Source organism: Halonotius aquaticus (assembly GCF_003605575.1).
Classification (GTDB): Archaea; Halobacteriota; Halobacteria; order Halobacteriales; family Haloferacaceae; genus Halonotius; species Halonotius aquaticus.
On sequence record NZ_QKNY01000018.1, the window covers coordinates 582,215 to 597,138 of the forward strand.

Genomic DNA, 14,924 nt, shown 5'->3' on the forward strand with positions numbered 1-14,924 from the left:
AGACGGCGACACGGGACTAGCGGGTTACTCGGCGCGAGCGACCAGGTCGGCGGCGTGCTCGCTCGCCTGCTCGCGGATCGTCGCTTCGTCCAGCGTCTTGACCTCACGGTCTTCCATCAGGATCTCGCCGTCACAGATCGTGTGGCGAACGTCCGAGCCACGTACCGCGTAGGCGAGGTGGCTCACGTAGTCGTGGACTGGTGTGAGGTGCGGCGCGTTGAAGTCGACGACTGCGATGTCGGCGACGCCGCCGGCTTCGAGTTCGCCGACAGGCAAGCCGATGGCCGACGCGCTGCCCTCCGTCGCCATCCGTACCGCAGACTCGGCGGCGACATCGCGGGCGTCGCCGCGGGCCAGTTTGCCGAGCATGGCTGCGTCCCGAATTTCGTCGAACAGATCGAGATCGTTGTTCGAGGCCGCGCCGTCGGTGCCGAGTCCGACGTTGACGCCGGCGTCGAGCATCTCCTGAATCGGGGCGATCCCGCTTGCGAGTTTCATGTTCGAGGCCGGGCAGTGGATCACGCTCGCACCCGTCTCGGCCAGTAGGTCGATTTCGGTCTCGTCGACGTGGACGCAGTGGGCGAGGAAGTCATCCTCGGTCAGCATTCCGAGGTCGTCGGCGTATTCGAGCGGGCGGACGCCGTGGTCGTCGACGATGGGGCCGACCTCGTTTTCGGTCTCGTTGGCGTGGAAGTGCAGCGGGACGCCGGCCTCGCGGGCCTGGGGGACGAACTCCTCCAAATACTCGGTTTCGACAGTCGTCAGCGAATGCGGCATCAACGCCGTGGTGATCCGGCCGTCGGCCGCGCCGTCGAACTCGCGAGCGATGTCGAGGCCCTCCTGTGCGTCGGCACGGGCTCCCTCGTCGTCCTTGCCGACGCTGATAAAGGCGTGACAGAGGTTAGCGCGGAGCCCAGATTCCTCGGTCGCGGCGGCGATTTCGGGGACTTCGAAGTAGCTGTCGGCGAAGCCGGTGATTCCGTTTGTGATGAATTCGACGAGTCCGAGTTCGGTGCCGACGCGGATGTCCTCGGGCGTCAACTCGGCTTCGACCGGCCAGATGTCCTCCTGGAGCCAGGAATCTAAGGGCTTGTCGTCGGCGTAGCCGCGGAGCAGCGTCATGGCGACGTGGGTGTGGGCGTTGACGAGCCCCGGCATCACCAGCGAGTCGGTTGCGTCGAGCGTCTCGTCGCCGTCGAGGTCGTCGTCAACGTCAAGCACCACGCCGGCCGCGCGGTCGATCAGTACATCGGCCTCGCGCACCTCGAAGTCGGGCGTGAGGACGTGCCCGCCCTCGATGACGACGGTGTCGTCGAATGCCGTCTCGGTCATACCGGCGATTGCACCGCGGGTCTCTTAATCAGGCCGGGTTGGCAGCGTGAGTCCGGGCAGCCGAAACAGCTACTCGTCCGCGCGCAGCCGGTCGATCCGCTGGCCGAGCGGCGGCTGCACCTCGAAGTACGTGCGCCACGTCGCTCCCTCGGGATCGACGCCGCGGTGGTCGGCGACCGCCTCGAAGGCGTCGGCCAGCGCGTCGGCACCGACGCGATCGGCGGCCGCTCGATCCGCGCGGAACTGGAGTTGGCGGCCGATCCAGAAGAGGACGAGCGCGGTGAGCGCGATGACGAACAGCCCGTTTGAAAACGCGATCAAGCCGCCGAACATCGCGGTGGCGACGCCGATGACAATTGCGGAGGCGAACGCGCGGTATTCGAGATAGAAGAGACGACCGCGCTGGGCTTCGGCCGTCAGCAGCGCGGTCGCCGTCGCGTCATCGAGAGAATCGAGAAAACCCTCGGTGAGCAATAACTGGCGGCGACCCGGGAGGCCGTGAAGCGAGATTTTGATCGACGACGGATCGGCCGTCTCGGAGATGTGGATCGCCGGCGGGTCGAGGTCGGCTGCCGCAAGCAACGCGTCGAGAGCATCCTGCTCGTCGGTCATCGGCGAGCGTGTCTCTCGAAGCGATAGCGACACTCGCGGGCCAAGGGCGGCCATCACCAGAAACAGGACGACAGCGGCGACGACGAACCACCACGGATCGATGGTTGCCTGTAATGGAGCAGCGACCGCAGTCATACACCCGACTGCGGCCGACGGCCCCATAGCGGTTCCGCTCCGCGTTCCCACCAGCAGCGGGGGAGTTCGTAAGGAGCAATCAAGCAGGTAGGTCGGCCAGCCAAGCAACCGACTTCCTGGCGGACTGAAAGGGCGAGGCTCTCTCGACGAACCCCGGCGTTGACGAGAGCGAAGCTCTCGTCCGCACACCAGAAATCGGAGATTTCTGGGGACGACGCAAGCACCGCAACGAGCGAAGCGAGTGAGGAGCGCAGCGAGCCGCGGGAGTCGAGAGAGCCGAGGGCTTTCTACATCTACGGCCTTGAGACAACTGCGTAGCCGAAGACTGTCACGTATAGAGGGAAAGACAGTTGCCCCGTCACCGAGAGAAGCGAGTATGCGCATCGCCGTGCCCAACAAGGGGCGCCTCCACGAGCCGACGGTGAAGCTACTCGAACGCGCCGGGCTGCGGATCGAAAACGGGGCCGACCGGAAGCTCTACGCCGAGACAGTCGATCCCGACGTGACCGTGCTGTTCGCCCGCGCCGCGGACATCCCCGAGTACGTCGCCGACGGCGCGGCCGCCGTCGGGATCACCGGCCTCGATCAGGAACGCGAATCCGGCACCGATCTCGACGAACTGGTCGACCTGGAGTTCGGCCAGTGCCGACTCGTCCTCGCAGCTCCCGAAGACGGCGAGATCAGCGAACCCGAGCAGTTGGAAGACAAAACAGTTGCCACCGAGTTCCCGCGGATCACCCGCGAGTACTTCGAGGAGCAGGGGATCGACACCGACATCATCGAAGTCACGGGCGCGACCGAGTTGACGCCACACGTCGAGATGGCCGACGCTATCGTCGACATCACCTCGACGGGAACGACGCTCGCGGTCAATCGCCTGGCGATCATCGACGAGGTGTTACAGAGTTCGGTGCGGCTGTTCGCCCGTCCCGAAACGGCCGACGACGACAAAGTCCAGCAGCTTACGACTGCCTTCGAGTCGGTGCTGGCAGCCGACGACAAGCGGTACCTGATGATGAACGTCGCCAGCGAGGATCTGGAAGCCGTCAAGGACGTAATCCCCGGGCTCGGCGGGCCGACGGTGATGGATGTCGCCGGCAGCGACGATCTGGCGGTCCACGTCGTCGTCGATGAACGCGAAGTCTTCGAGGTCATCAACGACCTGAAAGCCGCGGGCGCGACCGGGATTCTCGTCACCGAGATCGAACGGCTCGTCGAATAGCTGCCGGAGCAGCTTACCGACGGTGATCAGGCCGGCGCGCTCAGATAGAGGATCACCGCTCCGCCAACGACCGCACCAAGGATGACGGTCACGATCGCGTGGATCGCGGTGATCAACGCGGTCGTCCGCCGCGGTTGGCGATAGAGCAGGTAGATCGCCCCAGCGTCGACTGCGAGGGCGAGCCCCACACCGAGGACGCTCGGCAGCGATAGAAGCGTCGTCACCGTCGAGATGATTGCGGGGCCGATGCCGACACCGAGTGCTTTGACGACGGCGACATCGCCAAGGACGTTCCGGGCCGCGAGATGGGCTGTCACCGACAAAAACAGTGCTAACAGCCCAACTGTGCCGAGGACAGCCGTCGGGCTCGGGGATGTTTGCAGGGCGAGCGGGGCCGACACCGACGATCCAGCCACCGACATAGCTGTACACAGAGCCCGGGGGGTGTCGAATCTGTCGTTTGGCGACGCGATATGTGGCAACACTGGCACCCAGTGTTTCAACTGGAACAGATTCAGTGTGAGTTCGCAGTGAGTCGGCGACTGCGGATGATCGCCCGCAGGTTCGACAGTGTCACGAGGATACCGATAGCCGCGACAACGATCGGAATCCCGACCGCGATCGAACGGTCGGCGATGACGAGATAGCCCGCGAACGTGACCGCCAGCGTAGCGAGTTTGAGGACGGCAAAGCCGAGCGGCCCAGGCTGCCGCGAGAGGAGACGGCTGACGACAGGGTTTGCCTCAACAACCGCGTACCGCCGGACAGCGACGACCGTTGTCACGTAGTCGCCGACGCCGTAGCAGAACACCGCAAGCAACCACCACCCGAGGTCGACAGCGGGGAGTGCCATACACCGAGTGGCGGGCGAACCGACAAGAGCACACCGGGTTGGCAATGGCTGGGCCCCCGGAATCGACACGCTGAAAGCCGATCTACGAGTGGATCGATGCGTGTACTGTCTGGAACTCGCCGGAGACGAGGACGCCTTCGCGGCCTGCGAGGCCGGGTCGGCTGGGAGTGCCGTCGCGGTCGTCGCCGGCGGGGTAGCGACGGCCCGCGGGATCGACCCCGCGGGCGTCCGGCGGCTCGCCTACACGCATGCGGCCAGCGAACTTATTGGAAAAACCGACGCCGATATCGAGGCCGCGGTGGCCGCGCTCCGCGCAGCGAAGATCGACCGCGAGGGCTCGGTCGCGGTTCGGGCCCGCGACGTGCGAAGCCAAACAGGCGTCAGCACGCAGGCGGCCGAACGGCAGCTCGGCGGCGTTCTCGTCGATCGCGGGTTTGAGGTGGATCTCGACGATCCCGACCACGAACTGCGGGTGTTGTTCGCCGGCAGCAACGATACGAACGACGCGGACGAGACGAACGGCGACGCCTGCTGTCTCCTCGGCTGGCTCGCCGTCGAGAGCCGGCGGGACTACGGCGAGCGCCAACCCACGGATCGACCCTTTGTCCAGCCTGGGAGTATGGCTCCCTTAGACGCCCGCGCGCTCGTGAACATCGCGGGTGCCGGCTCGGGAACCACGGTCGTCGATCCGATGTGCGGCACCGGCGGGCTGCTGTTAGAGGCCGGCCTCGTCGGCAGCGACGTAGTCGGTATCGACGCCCAATGGAAGATGGCCCGTGGGAGCCGGGAGAATCTGGCCGCACTGCGCGAGACGGCTGGCGAGGAGTTCGACGGCGACATCAGCGTGCTCCGTGGCGACGCGACCGCGCTTCCGCTTGTCGACGACATGGCCGACGCAGTCGTCTTCGACGCCCCCTACGGCCGCCAATCAAAGATCGCCCGCCACGAGTTGGGCGACCTCGTTGGCGGCGCGCTACGGGAAGCGCGCCGGATCGCCCCGCAGGCGGTCGTCGTCGCCGACAGATCGTGGGACGATGCCGCACAGGAAGCGGGGTGGACAGTCGAACGGCGGTTCGAACGCCGGGTTCATGGCTCGTTGGTGCGGCACGTCCACGTACTGTCCGGTTAGCCGATCTTCTCCGGTTAGATCATCCCGGCGACGGCCTGCCTGATTGATAATCCCTCCTCGACGACATCCCGGCGGTAGTGCATGTACACGGCCCCCAGCGGCGGCTGGATAATATAGGCCAAGGCGATCGGGAGCACAGCCTCGGTCGGAAGGCTGTCGCTGGCGACAACGATCGCCACAGCGATCGAGAGGTTCCGCATGCTCGTCACGTACACCAGCGAGATGCCAAGCTCATCGGACAACAGCAGGCGGCCAAGTCCCGCACCCACAGCCAAGATCACGGCGTAGAACGCGAGCAACGGGATGATCGTGGTCGCGGAGGTCACAGGATCCGAAAGGATTGAGGCCGACCGCATTGTCATCGCGATAAAGACGATCAACATCACACCCAGCGAGCTCAGCCCACCAAACACGGGTTTGAGTCGCTTGAGCCCGTCCGACTTGTATCGACGGAGTAGCCACCACCGGGTGGCCGTCCCGGCGATCATCGGCCCGACGATCACGGTTGCAAGCTGCCGGTAGAGGGCTGCTGGTTCGAATCCGACACTGCCGGGCACCAGCAGCGACAGATACGCCGGGAGGATGGCGATCGCCGCCAGCAGATTCACCGACATAGCGACTAAGGCGGATTCCAGATCACCGCCGGCCAGTCCGGTCCAGGCGGCGGTCATCCCCGAAGACGGGATCAGCGCGATGAAGTATAAACCGATCGTATAGCCGACCGAGCCGGCAAAAAACAGCCGGCCGAGGCCGACCGCCACCAGCGGCGCGAACACGAAGTTGAGCAGCAGGCTGAGGCTGACAACCTTTGCGTGCGTTCGCACATAGAGGATCTCTCGGAGATCGATGTTGATCATCATCGGGTAGATCATCAGGAATAAGACGGGCACCACCGCTGATCGCAGCAGGCTCTTGATATCGCCCCCGACGATCTGACCGAACGCGAGACCGCCGACCAGCGAGGCGATGACAACGTAGATCAGATTCTGTTTCAGGGTGATGAGGAAGGAGCGGATCATGGCTGCCTCCGACCGATGATCGGCTGAGAGTCGTTCATACCCATTAGTTGTGCCTGTATTATACAAAACTATCGATCGGGGAGAGAAACAATAACTAATTAACGGCTTTCAATACTGGTTTCATCGGCTAAAACCGACTGTGTCGAGATATAGAATAGTGTTTTTAGGACACTAATATCGCCCGGTGTCGTTCGCTCATAAGCGGTTGGTGGTGTTCTGTAACCGCCGGAGCAGTCGGGATCCACCCCGTTTAAGCCGACGGCTGGCCGAGTGCGCGTATGACCAATCAGGCACTCATCGATGCCTTACGCGACGCCGACGCCGTGCAGTACGGCGAGTTCGAACTCTCCCATGGTGGCACCAGCGACTACTACGTCGACAAATACCTCTTCGAGACCAACCCGCAGTGTTTGGAGCTGATTTCGGCGGCCTTCGCTGCCGAAATTGACGAACCAAAGCTCGCCGGTGTCGCCCTCGGTGCGGTTCCCCTGGTCGCGGTGACGGCCGTCGAAACCGGTCGCCCCTACGTGATCGCCCGCAAACAGGCCAAGGAGTACGGCACCGGTAACCGAATTGAGGGACGGCTGGACGAGGGCGAGGAGGTCGTCGTACTGGAAGATATTGCAACAACTGGTACCTCGGCAGTCGAAGCCGCCGAAGCACTGCGCGAGGCCGGCGCGGTGGTAAATCGGGTGCTCGTCGTCGTTGATCGCGAGGAAGGTGCGGCCGAGACGCTGGCGGAGCATGATCTCGAACTTGACGCGCTCGTGACCGCGAGCGAGTTACTGGCCGATCAGTAGTCGGCAGCGGTCAACAGTAGCCGGCAGCGGTCAACAGTAGCTAATCAGGCTGGCTCCGGTGTCGCCGGATACCGGGATTCGACGACCGCGAAGGTGAGCGTGCTGAGGACGCCCAACAGCGTCCCGACGGTGAGCGCGATCGCCAGATCCGGGAGCGTGAAGGCGGCGATCCCGGCGATATCCGGGAGGAAGAACCCCGACAGTCCGTAGAGGACGATGGCGATGGCGACGACGTAGAACGGCGCGTTGAGATACCGCCACCGGAAGCGGTCGGCGAGATACTCGTCGGTGACCTGGCCGAGGCTGCTGGTGATCCCGGCGGCCGCAAACCACTGGACTGAGCCGTGAACGAAAGCTGCCGCTGTGGTCACAATCGTGGGCGTGTCGCTGCCGGTCGGGGTGACTGTTTCGACCAAGGAGACACCCTGGACGCCGCCGACGATGACGAGCGCGAGGGCGACGACGTAGGTGATCAGCGTCGCCCGACCGGCGTACAGCCCGTTGCGGATCCGGTCGGCCGTCGCATCGATGCTATCCTCCAACCCGAGCCCGCGAAACAGGGTGTAGAGCCCCAAGAGTGCCGACAAGAGGCCGAGGAGAACCGCGCCAGCGACATCGAACGCGCCGGCGATGACGACCATCGGGTAAATGAGGAGGAGAATCCCGAGCGGGACGAGGATCGTCCCGCGGGTCTCGGGGTCGGCCAACACCTGCTTGATCGTGTAGTACATCGATTCGAGGTTTTGGGCCTGCCGGACGACGACACGCTGGACGCCGTCGATCGGCATCCGCGAGCGAATGATCGGGATCACCGACTCGTCTTGGGCCCCGTCGGTGATGACGATCGCGCTGACCTCTTCGCCGGTCTGGAGGCCCGCCAGCACCGTATCGATCTCGTCGCCGATAGTTCGGTTAGCGGTGACATCGTTGCCCTCGACGCCGGTGACGACGGCGACCTCGACGGCCTCGTCGTCCTCGGCCTGCAGGGAGTCGTATGTCGAGAGCCCCTGGAACATGACGTTGAGATCGGAGTCCTCCGGATCGACCGTCGCCAAGGCGATGGCGGCCTCCCGAACCGCATCGCTGCCGACGACCGGGGTGTCGATGTCGGTCTTCCGGCCGACATCATCGTCGAGGTCGATACAGAGGACGAGCAGCATGCATACGAAGGTACGCGAGCGACCGGTTAAGACTTTTCTGGGGGGAAGCGAGCGCCGCGGGTTGTCACCGAGTTAGGCGGTGTGTTCGACGCCGCCGAGAAGCGCGTTGATCGCGTCGGTGTCGTCGATCCGGCGGGGGTGAACGCCGAAGCAGACGACGAAATCCTCGCCGACGGGGACAGCGTTGGTGATATGAAGCGTGAGTTCGAGTTCGATGTCGGCCTCGGTGAACCGCCCCTCGGCACGGTAACGAACAACCTCGACAGAGTCGCCGAGATGATCGACCGAGCGGGTACTGTCGCGTTCAACGTTACCGAGTTGATCGTACCGATCCTGGATCATGGCGACGAGATCGTCGGTCGACATGTCGGCAACGGGGTTGAACGCCTCGCCGAGGAGTTCGACCTTCGGCGTCGAGAGAACCGTAAACGTCGCCCAGCGGTACTCCTGGCCGAGAATCGAGAATCCGCGGTCGTACTCAGTGATCTTGTTGGTGACATCGACATCGCGGCGCTGGCCTGCAGCCTCGAATGTCCGGGTGATCGTATCTTCGGTGCGGCTCGATTCGGTGTAGCGACTTTCCGCAAGCGTTGCTTCGCCGACGATAGCGCGGTCAGCCTCGAAACTGAGCGACTCGTTGCCGAGGGCGAAATCGAGGGCGGAACAGCCGGCCAGCGAGGCGAGACCGAGAGTACCGGAGCCCGCAAGCAGCCGACGACGTGTGGAATCCATGGTCGAGAGTGGGCGTGACGGCGGATAAACGGCAGGGCAACCCAGCAAGACGAAGAGCGGAAATCCCAGCGTGACACCGGTTTTCATTACGCGCTCGGCGTTTCGGACGGTTTTTGTGGTGGGGAACGATATACTGGGTAACTGATGATCTCCAAAGGCTGCGAACAGTGTGCCAAAGGCGGGAAGATGGTGCTTTTCGTCTACGGCTACTGTGACCAGCGGGATTGTTTCTACTGTCCGCTTGGGGAAAACCGCAAGAACGTCACCGACGTCTACGCCAACGAACGCCTCGTCGAAAACGACGAGGACATCATCGAGGAGGCCCACCGGATGGACGCGCTGGGCACCTCCATTACCGGTGGTGAACCGCAGGAAGCGATGGAGAAAACCTGTCGCTATCTTCGCATGCTGAAAGACGAATTTGGGGAAGACCACCACACCCACCTCTACACCGGGATTACGGGCGGCCGCGAGAACATGCGGCGACTCTCGGAGGCCGGCCTCGACGAGATTCGGTTCCACCCACCGTACGAGCAGTGGGGCGAGTTGCATGGTACTGAGTGGGAAGAGATTCTGCATATCGCTCGCGAGGAGGGGATGACACCGGCCTTTGAGATTCCCGGTATCCGTGCCGAAGAAGAGTTCCTCGAGTTTCTCGACGAGGGCGCGGCCGAGTTCTGCAACATCAACGAGTTCGAGATGAGCGACGGGAACTACCGTCGAATGCAGGAGAAAGGATACGAACTCCAGGACGGCCACATGTCCGCCGTCGACGGCTCGAAAGAAGAGATCCTGGAGACGATGGGCGACCACGAACGCGTCTACTTCTGTACGAGCGTCTTCAAGGACGCCGCCCAACACCGCAACCGACTGAAGCGGATGGCCCGCGTCATCGGCCGTGAGTTCGACGAGATCACCGACGATGGCACCCTCGTCTACGGGAAAACATGGGAGCCCGAGGCTCGACTGGAAGAACTCGGGGTTCCCGAGGAGTTCTACACCGTCAAATCGGATCACGTCGAGTTGGCGTGGTGGCTACTCGAAGAGATGGTCGAAGACGGTGATGTGAGCGACGGCGAGATCGTCGAGCAGTATCCGACCGTCGACGGAACGGTCGTCGAGCGGACACCGCTGGCGTAGCAACCGACTGTTTCTGTTAGCGATTAGTTCGGCTCGTCAGCACCCCAACCGTCGGGGACTTCGATGACATAGCGGCCGTCCTCGCGCAGAGAGATGATGTACTCGTTGCGATCGTAGAGCTCCATCAGATTTAGTTCGTACTGGCCCGGGCTGACGATACGGATACTTTCGAACTGGTCGTTGAGCTCTTGCCGGAGTTGATCGAGGCCCGCGGAAGCAGTCTCGTCGGCTGGTGTGTCGGGATCGGTCGACGAATCGCGAGACTCGTCGGGAGTGGGGGACTGTGACTCAGATGGCGGGGCATCCGGGAGTTCGTCGTCGGAAACAACATCCGATCGAGCCGTCGATTGGGCCGGTGATTCACCGTCTTGAGTACGGTTTGAATCCATCAGTTCGGCATCGCTGGCGTCAGCGGTAGATGAATCAGTAGGCTCTCCGGTTGAGCCTGGGTCGGCGGTTGTCGGGGGTGAGTCAGCGGTTTGTGGGTCGGGCGAAGAAGTCGAGTCGGCAGCAGGGGAGGATGACTCACCAGTTGCTGTCTCACCAGTGGACTCGGGCGCAGCCGAGGTGGTGTCGGGACTGTCGGCTGGGCGGTCGGCTGCGGGCTGGCTGTCGCTGGGATCGTCCGCGGCGTCGGTGACGTCGTCGACAGAGCCCTGTTTGAACTGGAACTTGTTGCCGCCGCAGTCGGGACACCCCGAGAGCATCTCCTTGGAGCCGTCGGGGAAGACATGGCCGCAGTTGGTACACTGGTGGGGCATGACGCTACTTCCGGGAAACCAGCGCGCTGATGAGTTGGTCGTCCTTATGCAGGGTTTCGATCTGGTTTGCGGGGCCGATGACGGTCAGTTTCTTTGTCGACTCCCGACCCATGAGGCGGTCGAGGAAGCTCTGGTCGGCCGCCTCCTCGTGGGGGTAGCTCTCGATCTCGATGCCGGTGAAGTCGTCGGGGCTGATCTCGGTCATCGTCACCTCGATGAGTTTCGACTCCTCGTCGGGCGAGAGGCCCTCTTCGAGGATGACGATGTTGCCATCGCGGACGCCATCGAGGATGAGCCGGATCTTCTCCATGCTCCGAAGCCCCTCCATCCGTGACCCGCTAATCAGGTCGATCTGGACACCGTTTTGCGATTCCGTCGTGGAATCCGAGGGTGTTGCTTCAGGCATTATCCGAAATACTCCGCGATTTTGTCGTACACTTCGTCCATGTTGTCGCCCTCAAGGGCCGACAGTGGGACGGTCTCGTGCTGGGGGAAGGCGTCGGCGACGCGTTTGATATCGGCCTCATCAAGATCGATCTTGTTGGCGAAGATGAGGACGGGGAGATCACGGCTCTCGATGATGCCGATAAGCATCGTGTTGACCTGTGTGAACGGGTCGGTCGTCGAATCGAGGACGTAGATGACGCCGTCAACATCCTCTCGGAGCCAGTGCATGGCTTCGGCGACCCCTTCGGTCGCTTCCCGGGAGCGACGGATCGCGTCGTCTTTCTCGATGTCGTGATCGAGGAACTCCTTGTAGTCGACCTTGGTTGCGACACCAGGGGTGTCGACGATGTCGATGGTGACCGAGCGGCCGTTGCGTTCGATATCGACGCCTTCCTTGCGTCGTGCACGGCGTGTTTCGTGTGGAACGTGGCTTTCAGGCCCGATAGCGTCGCCAGTCCAATCACGTGCGATACGGTTTGCGAGGGTCGTCTTTCCGGCGTTCGGCGGTCCGTAGATACCGATCCGTTTCGGATCGTCCGAGGCGAACAGCCGGTCGGTGACCCGCGAGACGCTGTCCTTGAGATTTGTGAGTAAACCCATCCTGACACTCCCGCACCTCCCCTGTTTCGCGTGGAAGGGCGTATGACGCACCTTGCATTCCGTGAACACTTAAACACTGCGTCAGACAGGGCTGAGCGGCCGGATTCAGCGAAAACTGGCCGGAAGCGGCGAAGTGAGCCTACTTCCGATGTGGAAACACTGGTACCAGTGGCAAAAATGGTGGTAGCGGTGGAAGTGGTGACAGCGTTATCGACGTTGAGCATGCTCGCTGTGGAGCCGATGGAGTCTCGGTGTATCGGGTCAGGGATATCGACTAGCCCCCCACCCCTTTGTTTCGAGTGGAAACACGTAGAGAAGGGGTACCTCGACACGGCTACTTAATCCCAAAACATTCATATGTTATACTGTTAAACCAAACCCGTATTGCAGGAAATATAGATTATTTTATTTTGGTGGTTGGTTGTATTAGACACTAGACTAGCTTCAAGAAACAAACAGTAGCCACTGCCACCACACAACGACACTGTTCCACTCGAAACAAAGGGGTGGGGGTGTCAGAGATCCCATCCAGATATCACTTCGTCACGAGTTGTGTTCAAGCTCCTCAGTAGGAATCACCACGTCCGACTCATCGTCCATCTCTCGTGCGGCTCACGGAATTCCCACCGTTCGACGTCTCTACTCGGTGGTGAGCCCAATCGGTTCTTGGCTGATCGCCAGTACCGGGCTTCCTGTCCGGGAGCTATCGGCAAATAGTATCCAAAGTGAGAACGTTTTTGTACCATGTCTCCCTCTGTTTCGCCTGCATCATTTGAGCACGTCAACAGTCCCCGATCCGGCAAAACCGACACGCTCTCCGGTCTTGTGACCGATTTCGGGTGTTCGTGTTGACGACTCCATGTGAAACAGAGGGTGGAACGCGGAACACAGGACGATGGGATGGGATCAATGACCGACGATCACGACCGACAGCACGACGAGTCAACCGACGCCGAGTCGACACCGCCGTCCGATCGGCCGGCGACCGGTGACGGCGAGGCCGACGACACGAGCGCTGACGCCACCCACAGCGACGCAATCGACGCTGACACCGCGAGTGCGGACGATACAGCGGAATCAGACGGCTCCAAGCCGAATCTGTCCGGGGAATCAGACGGCTCTGAGCTGAATCTGTCCGACGGAGATGGAGATACTACTGTCCCGGAGCGGGACGATCCCACTACCGATCCCTCCTCGGTGTTGGCGTCGGATCCGATCCCCTCAGCGGATCGGTCACTTGACGATCTCGATCTCGCTGACGCCGACTGGAGCCGCGATCGCTCGACTGCCTCCTCGGATCTCGATTTTGATCTTGATCCCGATCCGGACGCGGCCGACGACAGCGAGGGGTTGTTCGACGACCTCCTCTCCGGTGAACCCATCTTCGAGAACAAGGAAGTCCTGCGGCCGTCCTATACTCCGCGTGAACTCCCCCATCGCAACGACCAGATCAACCAGATGGCGACGATCCTCGTCTCCGCGCTTCGCGGCGACACGCCTTCTAATATCCTGATCTACGGCAAAACCGGAACCGGCAAAACTGCGAGTGCGAAGTACGTCAGCCAGGAGCTGGAGTCGACCTCCGAAAAGTACGACGTTCCCTGTGAGGTTGAGTATATCAACTGCGAGGTCACCGATACCCAGTATCGCGTCCTCGCGCAACTCGCCAACAAATTCATCGAAAAGAACGTCGCCCTCATCGAGTCTCGGATCGACGCACTCGAAACCGTCCGCGAGGAGCTCGCCGCGGGCGGCCCTGACATAACAGCCACCGTCAGCGACACCGACGCCGACGAGACAACGGTCTCAATCCCGGATGCCGAAACCAACGCCGAGGCCGACCCTGAGGGGAGTCTCCCGATCGTCACCGAGCAGTACACCTCGGTCGACGCCGTCGACGAGCGCATCGAAGCCCTAGAGGCTGACGCCGAGGAGATGGAGCCCGTCCCGATGACCGGATGGCCGACCGACCGCGTCTACAGCACCTTCTTCGAGGCCGTCGACTATAACGAGCGCGTGGTCGTCATCATGCTCGACGAGATCGACAAGCTCGTCGAGAAAAGCGGCGACGACACCCTGTATAACCTCTCGCGGATGAACAACGAGCTGACAAACTCCCGGATCTCGATTATGGGGATCTCGAACGATCTCAAATTCACCGATTTCCTCGATCCACGCGTCAAATCCTCACTTGGCGAAGAGGAGATCGTCTTCCCGCCGTATGACGCCACCCAACTCGGCGATATCCTCCAACACCGCGCCGAGGTCGCGTTCAAACCCGACGCGCTCACCGGTGACGTGATCCCGCTGTGTTCAGCGTTTGCGGCCCAGGAACACGGGGATGCCCGCCGCGCACTCGACCTCCTCCGAACGGCCGGCGAACTCGCCGAGCGGAGTCAGGCCGATATCGTCGAGGAAGAACACGTCCGACAGGCGCAGGATAAGATCGAACTTGATCGTGTTGTTGAGGTCGTCCGCACCCTCCCGACGCAAAGCAAGATCGTCCTCTTTTCGATCATCCTGTTGGAACAAAACGGCGTCCACAACATCAACACCGGCGAGGTGTTCAACATCTACAAACGCCTCTGTGAGGAGATCGACGCCGACGTGCTGACCCAACGCCGGGTCACCGATCTCATCAGCGAACTCGACATGCTCGGCATCGTCAACGCTGTCGTCGTCTCGAAGGGTCGCTACGGGCGTACGAAGGAGATGAGTCTCTCGGTACCGCTTGAAGAAACTGAGGCCGTCCTGCTGTCGGACTCCCGACTTGGCAACATCGACGACGTCCAACCGTTCGTCCAAGCTCGCTTCGACAACTGATTTCCGCTTACATCCCCTGCCAACTACAGCCGCTCGCTGGCGGTCGCCGTTTCGATTCGATAGCCGTACGACAATGGTTTTGATGGAGTCGTGACTGGCTCACGGTATGACCTGCGTTCGTCAGCTGATCGCTCTCTCCGCTGTTCACTCCCGATTCCC

General features: G+C 62.1%; 15 protein-coding genes. 5 read left to right on the forward strand and 10 right to left on the reverse strand.

The genetic code is table 11. The features are described from left to right. Positions 1-24: 24 nt before the first annotated feature. Both DM826_RS12560 and DM826_RS12565 read right to left on the reverse strand, forming a co-directional pair. Complete coding sequence (locus DM826_RS12560) at positions 25-1,332, reverse strand: amidohydrolase (RefSeq protein WP_120103763.1); 1,308 nt, start codon at positions 1,330-1,332, stop codon at positions 25-27. Between the two features lie 69 nt (positions 1,333-1,401). After that, on the reverse strand, positions 1,402-2,079 hold the full coding sequence (locus tag DM826_RS12565; protein ID WP_120103764.1) for a M48 family metalloprotease: 678 nt from the start codon (positions 2,077-2,079) through the stop codon (positions 1,402-1,404). 376 nt (positions 2,080-2,455) lie between these two features. Between DM826_RS12565 and hisG the strand changes: the two genes are divergently transcribed. Beyond that, the gene (hisG, locus tag DM826_RS12570) at positions 2,456-3,301 is read left to right on the forward strand and encodes an ATP phosphoribosyltransferase (RefSeq protein WP_120103765.1); all 846 of its coding nucleotides are present in this window, start codon (positions 2,456-2,458) and stop codon (positions 3,299-3,301) included. Between the two features lie 26 nt (positions 3,302-3,327). On the opposite strand, the gene DM826_RS12575 is transcribed toward hisG, so the two are convergent. Then, positions 3,328-3,723, reverse strand: a complete 396-nt coding sequence (locus DM826_RS12575) for a DUF7473 family protein (RefSeq protein ID WP_120103766.1) — start codon at positions 3,721-3,723, stop codon at positions 3,328-3,330. A 92-nt stretch (positions 3,724-3,815) separates the two neighbouring features. Continuing rightward, the gene (locus DM826_RS12580; protein ID WP_120103767.1) at positions 3,816-4,154 is read right to left on the reverse strand and encodes a DUF5658 family protein; all 339 of its coding nucleotides are present in this window, start codon (positions 4,152-4,154) and stop codon (positions 3,816-3,818) included. Between the two features lie 100 nt (positions 4,155-4,254). On the opposite strand from DM826_RS12580, the gene DM826_RS12585 reads away from it, so the two are divergent. Next, positions 4,255-5,283 carry a methyltransferase domain-containing protein gene (locus DM826_RS12585; RefSeq protein ID WP_120103768.1) on the forward strand — a complete coding sequence of 343 codons (1,029 nt, stop codon included), beginning with the start codon at positions 4,255-4,257 and terminating at the stop codon, positions 5,281-5,283. A 14-nt stretch (positions 5,284-5,297) separates the two neighbouring features. On the opposite strand, the gene DM826_RS12590 is transcribed toward DM826_RS12585, so the two are convergent. After that, positions 5,298-6,302 (reverse strand): arsenic resistance protein, encoded by a 1,005-nt coding sequence (locus DM826_RS12590; RefSeq protein ID WP_120103769.1) that lies wholly within the window; start codon positions 6,300-6,302, stop codon positions 5,298-5,300. 278 nt (positions 6,303-6,580) lie between these two features. Between DM826_RS12590 and pyrE the strand changes: the two genes are divergently transcribed. Beyond that, positions 6,581-7,102, forward strand: a complete 522-nt coding sequence (gene pyrE / locus DM826_RS12595; RefSeq protein ID WP_120103770.1) for an orotate phosphoribosyltransferase — start codon at positions 6,581-6,583, stop codon at positions 7,100-7,102. Positions 7,103-7,146: 44 nt separating this feature from the next. On the opposite strand, the gene DM826_RS12600 is transcribed toward pyrE, so the two are convergent. Both DM826_RS12600 and DM826_RS12605 read right to left on the reverse strand, forming a co-directional pair. Further along, positions 7,147-8,262: a DUF373 family protein gene (locus DM826_RS12600; protein ID WP_120103771.1), complete on the reverse strand. Its 1,116-nt coding sequence runs from the start codon at positions 8,260-8,262 to the stop codon at positions 7,147-7,149. 72 nt (positions 8,263-8,334) lie between these two features. Then, positions 8,335-8,994: a DUF6517 family protein gene (locus DM826_RS12605; RefSeq protein ID WP_120103772.1), complete on the reverse strand. Its 660-nt coding sequence runs from the start codon at positions 8,992-8,994 to the stop codon at positions 8,335-8,337. A 144-nt stretch (positions 8,995-9,138) separates the two neighbouring features. Between DM826_RS12605 and DM826_RS12610 the strand changes: the two genes are divergently transcribed. Beyond that, positions 9,139-10,134 (forward strand): radical SAM protein, encoded by a 996-nt coding sequence (locus tag DM826_RS12610; protein ID WP_120103773.1) that lies wholly within the window; start codon positions 9,139-9,141, stop codon positions 10,132-10,134. Between the two features lie 23 nt (positions 10,135-10,157). On the opposite strand, the gene DM826_RS12615 is transcribed toward DM826_RS12610, so the two are convergent. Genes DM826_RS12615 through DM826_RS12625 form a run of 3 tightly spaced genes read right to left on the reverse strand, consistent with a single transcriptional unit; the run spans position 10,158 to position 11,942 of the window. After that, a complete protein-coding gene (locus DM826_RS12615) occupies positions 10,158-10,895 on the reverse strand; it encodes an OapC/ArvC family zinc-ribbon domain-containing protein (RefSeq protein ID WP_120103774.1) in 738 nt (245 codons plus the stop codon). Between the two features lie 4 nt (positions 10,896-10,899). Next, the gene (locus DM826_RS12620; protein ID WP_120103775.1) at positions 10,900-11,301 is read right to left on the reverse strand and encodes a DUF2073 domain-containing protein; all 402 of its coding nucleotides are present in this window, start codon (positions 11,299-11,301) and stop codon (positions 10,900-10,902) included. Further along, positions 11,301-11,942: an Era-like GTP-binding protein gene (locus DM826_RS12625; protein ID WP_120103776.1), complete on the reverse strand. Its 642-nt coding sequence runs from the start codon at positions 11,940-11,942 to the stop codon at positions 11,301-11,303. The genes DM826_RS12620 and DM826_RS12625 overlap by 1 nt, the downstream gene beginning before the upstream one ends. Before the next feature lie 909 nt (positions 11,943-12,851). Between DM826_RS12625 and DM826_RS12630 the strand changes: the two genes are divergently transcribed. Then, positions 12,852-14,765, forward strand: coding sequence for a Cdc6/Cdc18 family protein (locus DM826_RS12630; protein ID WP_165853314.1), 1,914 nt, complete (start codon positions 12,852-12,854; stop codon positions 14,763-14,765). The last annotated feature ends 159 nt before the right edge of the window (positions 14,766-14,924 follow it).

Bases quoted from the DNA above. Each gene is read 5' to 3' on its own strand.
- DM826_RS12560 (WP_120103763.1), bottom strand. From the start codon at position 1,332: ATGACCGAGACGGCATTCGACGACACCGTCGTCATCGAGGGCGGGCAC.
- DM826_RS12565 (WP_120103764.1), bottom strand. From the start codon at position 2,079: ATGACTGCGGTCGCTGCTCCATTACAGGCAACCATCGATCCGTGGTGG.
- hisG (WP_120103765.1), top strand. From the start codon at position 2,456: ATGCGCATCGCCGTGCCCAACAAGGGGCGCCTCCACGAGCCGACGGTG.
- DM826_RS12575 (WP_120103766.1), bottom strand. From the start codon at position 3,723: ATGTCGGTGGCTGGATCGTCGGTGTCGGCCCCGCTCGCCCTGCAAACA.
- DM826_RS12580 (WP_120103767.1), bottom strand. From the start codon at position 4,154: ATGGCACTCCCCGCTGTCGACCTCGGGTGGTGGTTGCTTGCGGTGTTC.
- DM826_RS12590 (WP_120103769.1), bottom strand. From the start codon at position 6,302: ATGATCCGCTCCTTCCTCATCACCCTGAAACAGAATCTGATCTACGTT.
- pyrE (WP_120103770.1), top strand. From the start codon at position 6,581: ATGACCAATCAGGCACTCATCGATGCCTTACGCGACGCCGACGCCGTG.
- DM826_RS12600 (WP_120103771.1), bottom strand. From the start codon at position 8,262: ATGCTGCTCGTCCTCTGTATCGACCTCGACGATGATGTCGGCCGGAAG.
- DM826_RS12605 (WP_120103772.1), bottom strand. From the start codon at position 8,994: ATGGATTCCACACGTCGTCGGCTGCTTGCGGGCTCCGGTACTCTCGGT.
- DM826_RS12610 (WP_120103773.1), top strand. From the start codon at position 9,139: ATGATCTCCAAAGGCTGCGAACAGTGTGCCAAAGGCGGGAAGATGGTG.
- DM826_RS12615 (WP_120103774.1), bottom strand. From the start codon at position 10,895: ATGCCCCACCAGTGTACCAACTGCGGCCATGTCTTCCCCGACGGCTCC.
- DM826_RS12620 (WP_120103775.1), bottom strand. From the start codon at position 11,301: ATGCCTGAAGCAACACCCTCGGATTCCACGACGGAATCGCAAAACGGT.
- DM826_RS12625 (WP_120103776.1), bottom strand. From the start codon at position 11,942: ATGGGTTTACTCACAAATCTCAAGGACAGCGTCTCGCGGGTCACCGAC.
- DM826_RS12630 (WP_165853314.1), top strand. From the start codon at position 12,852: ATGACCGACGATCACGACCGACAGCACGACGAGTCAACCGACGCCGAG.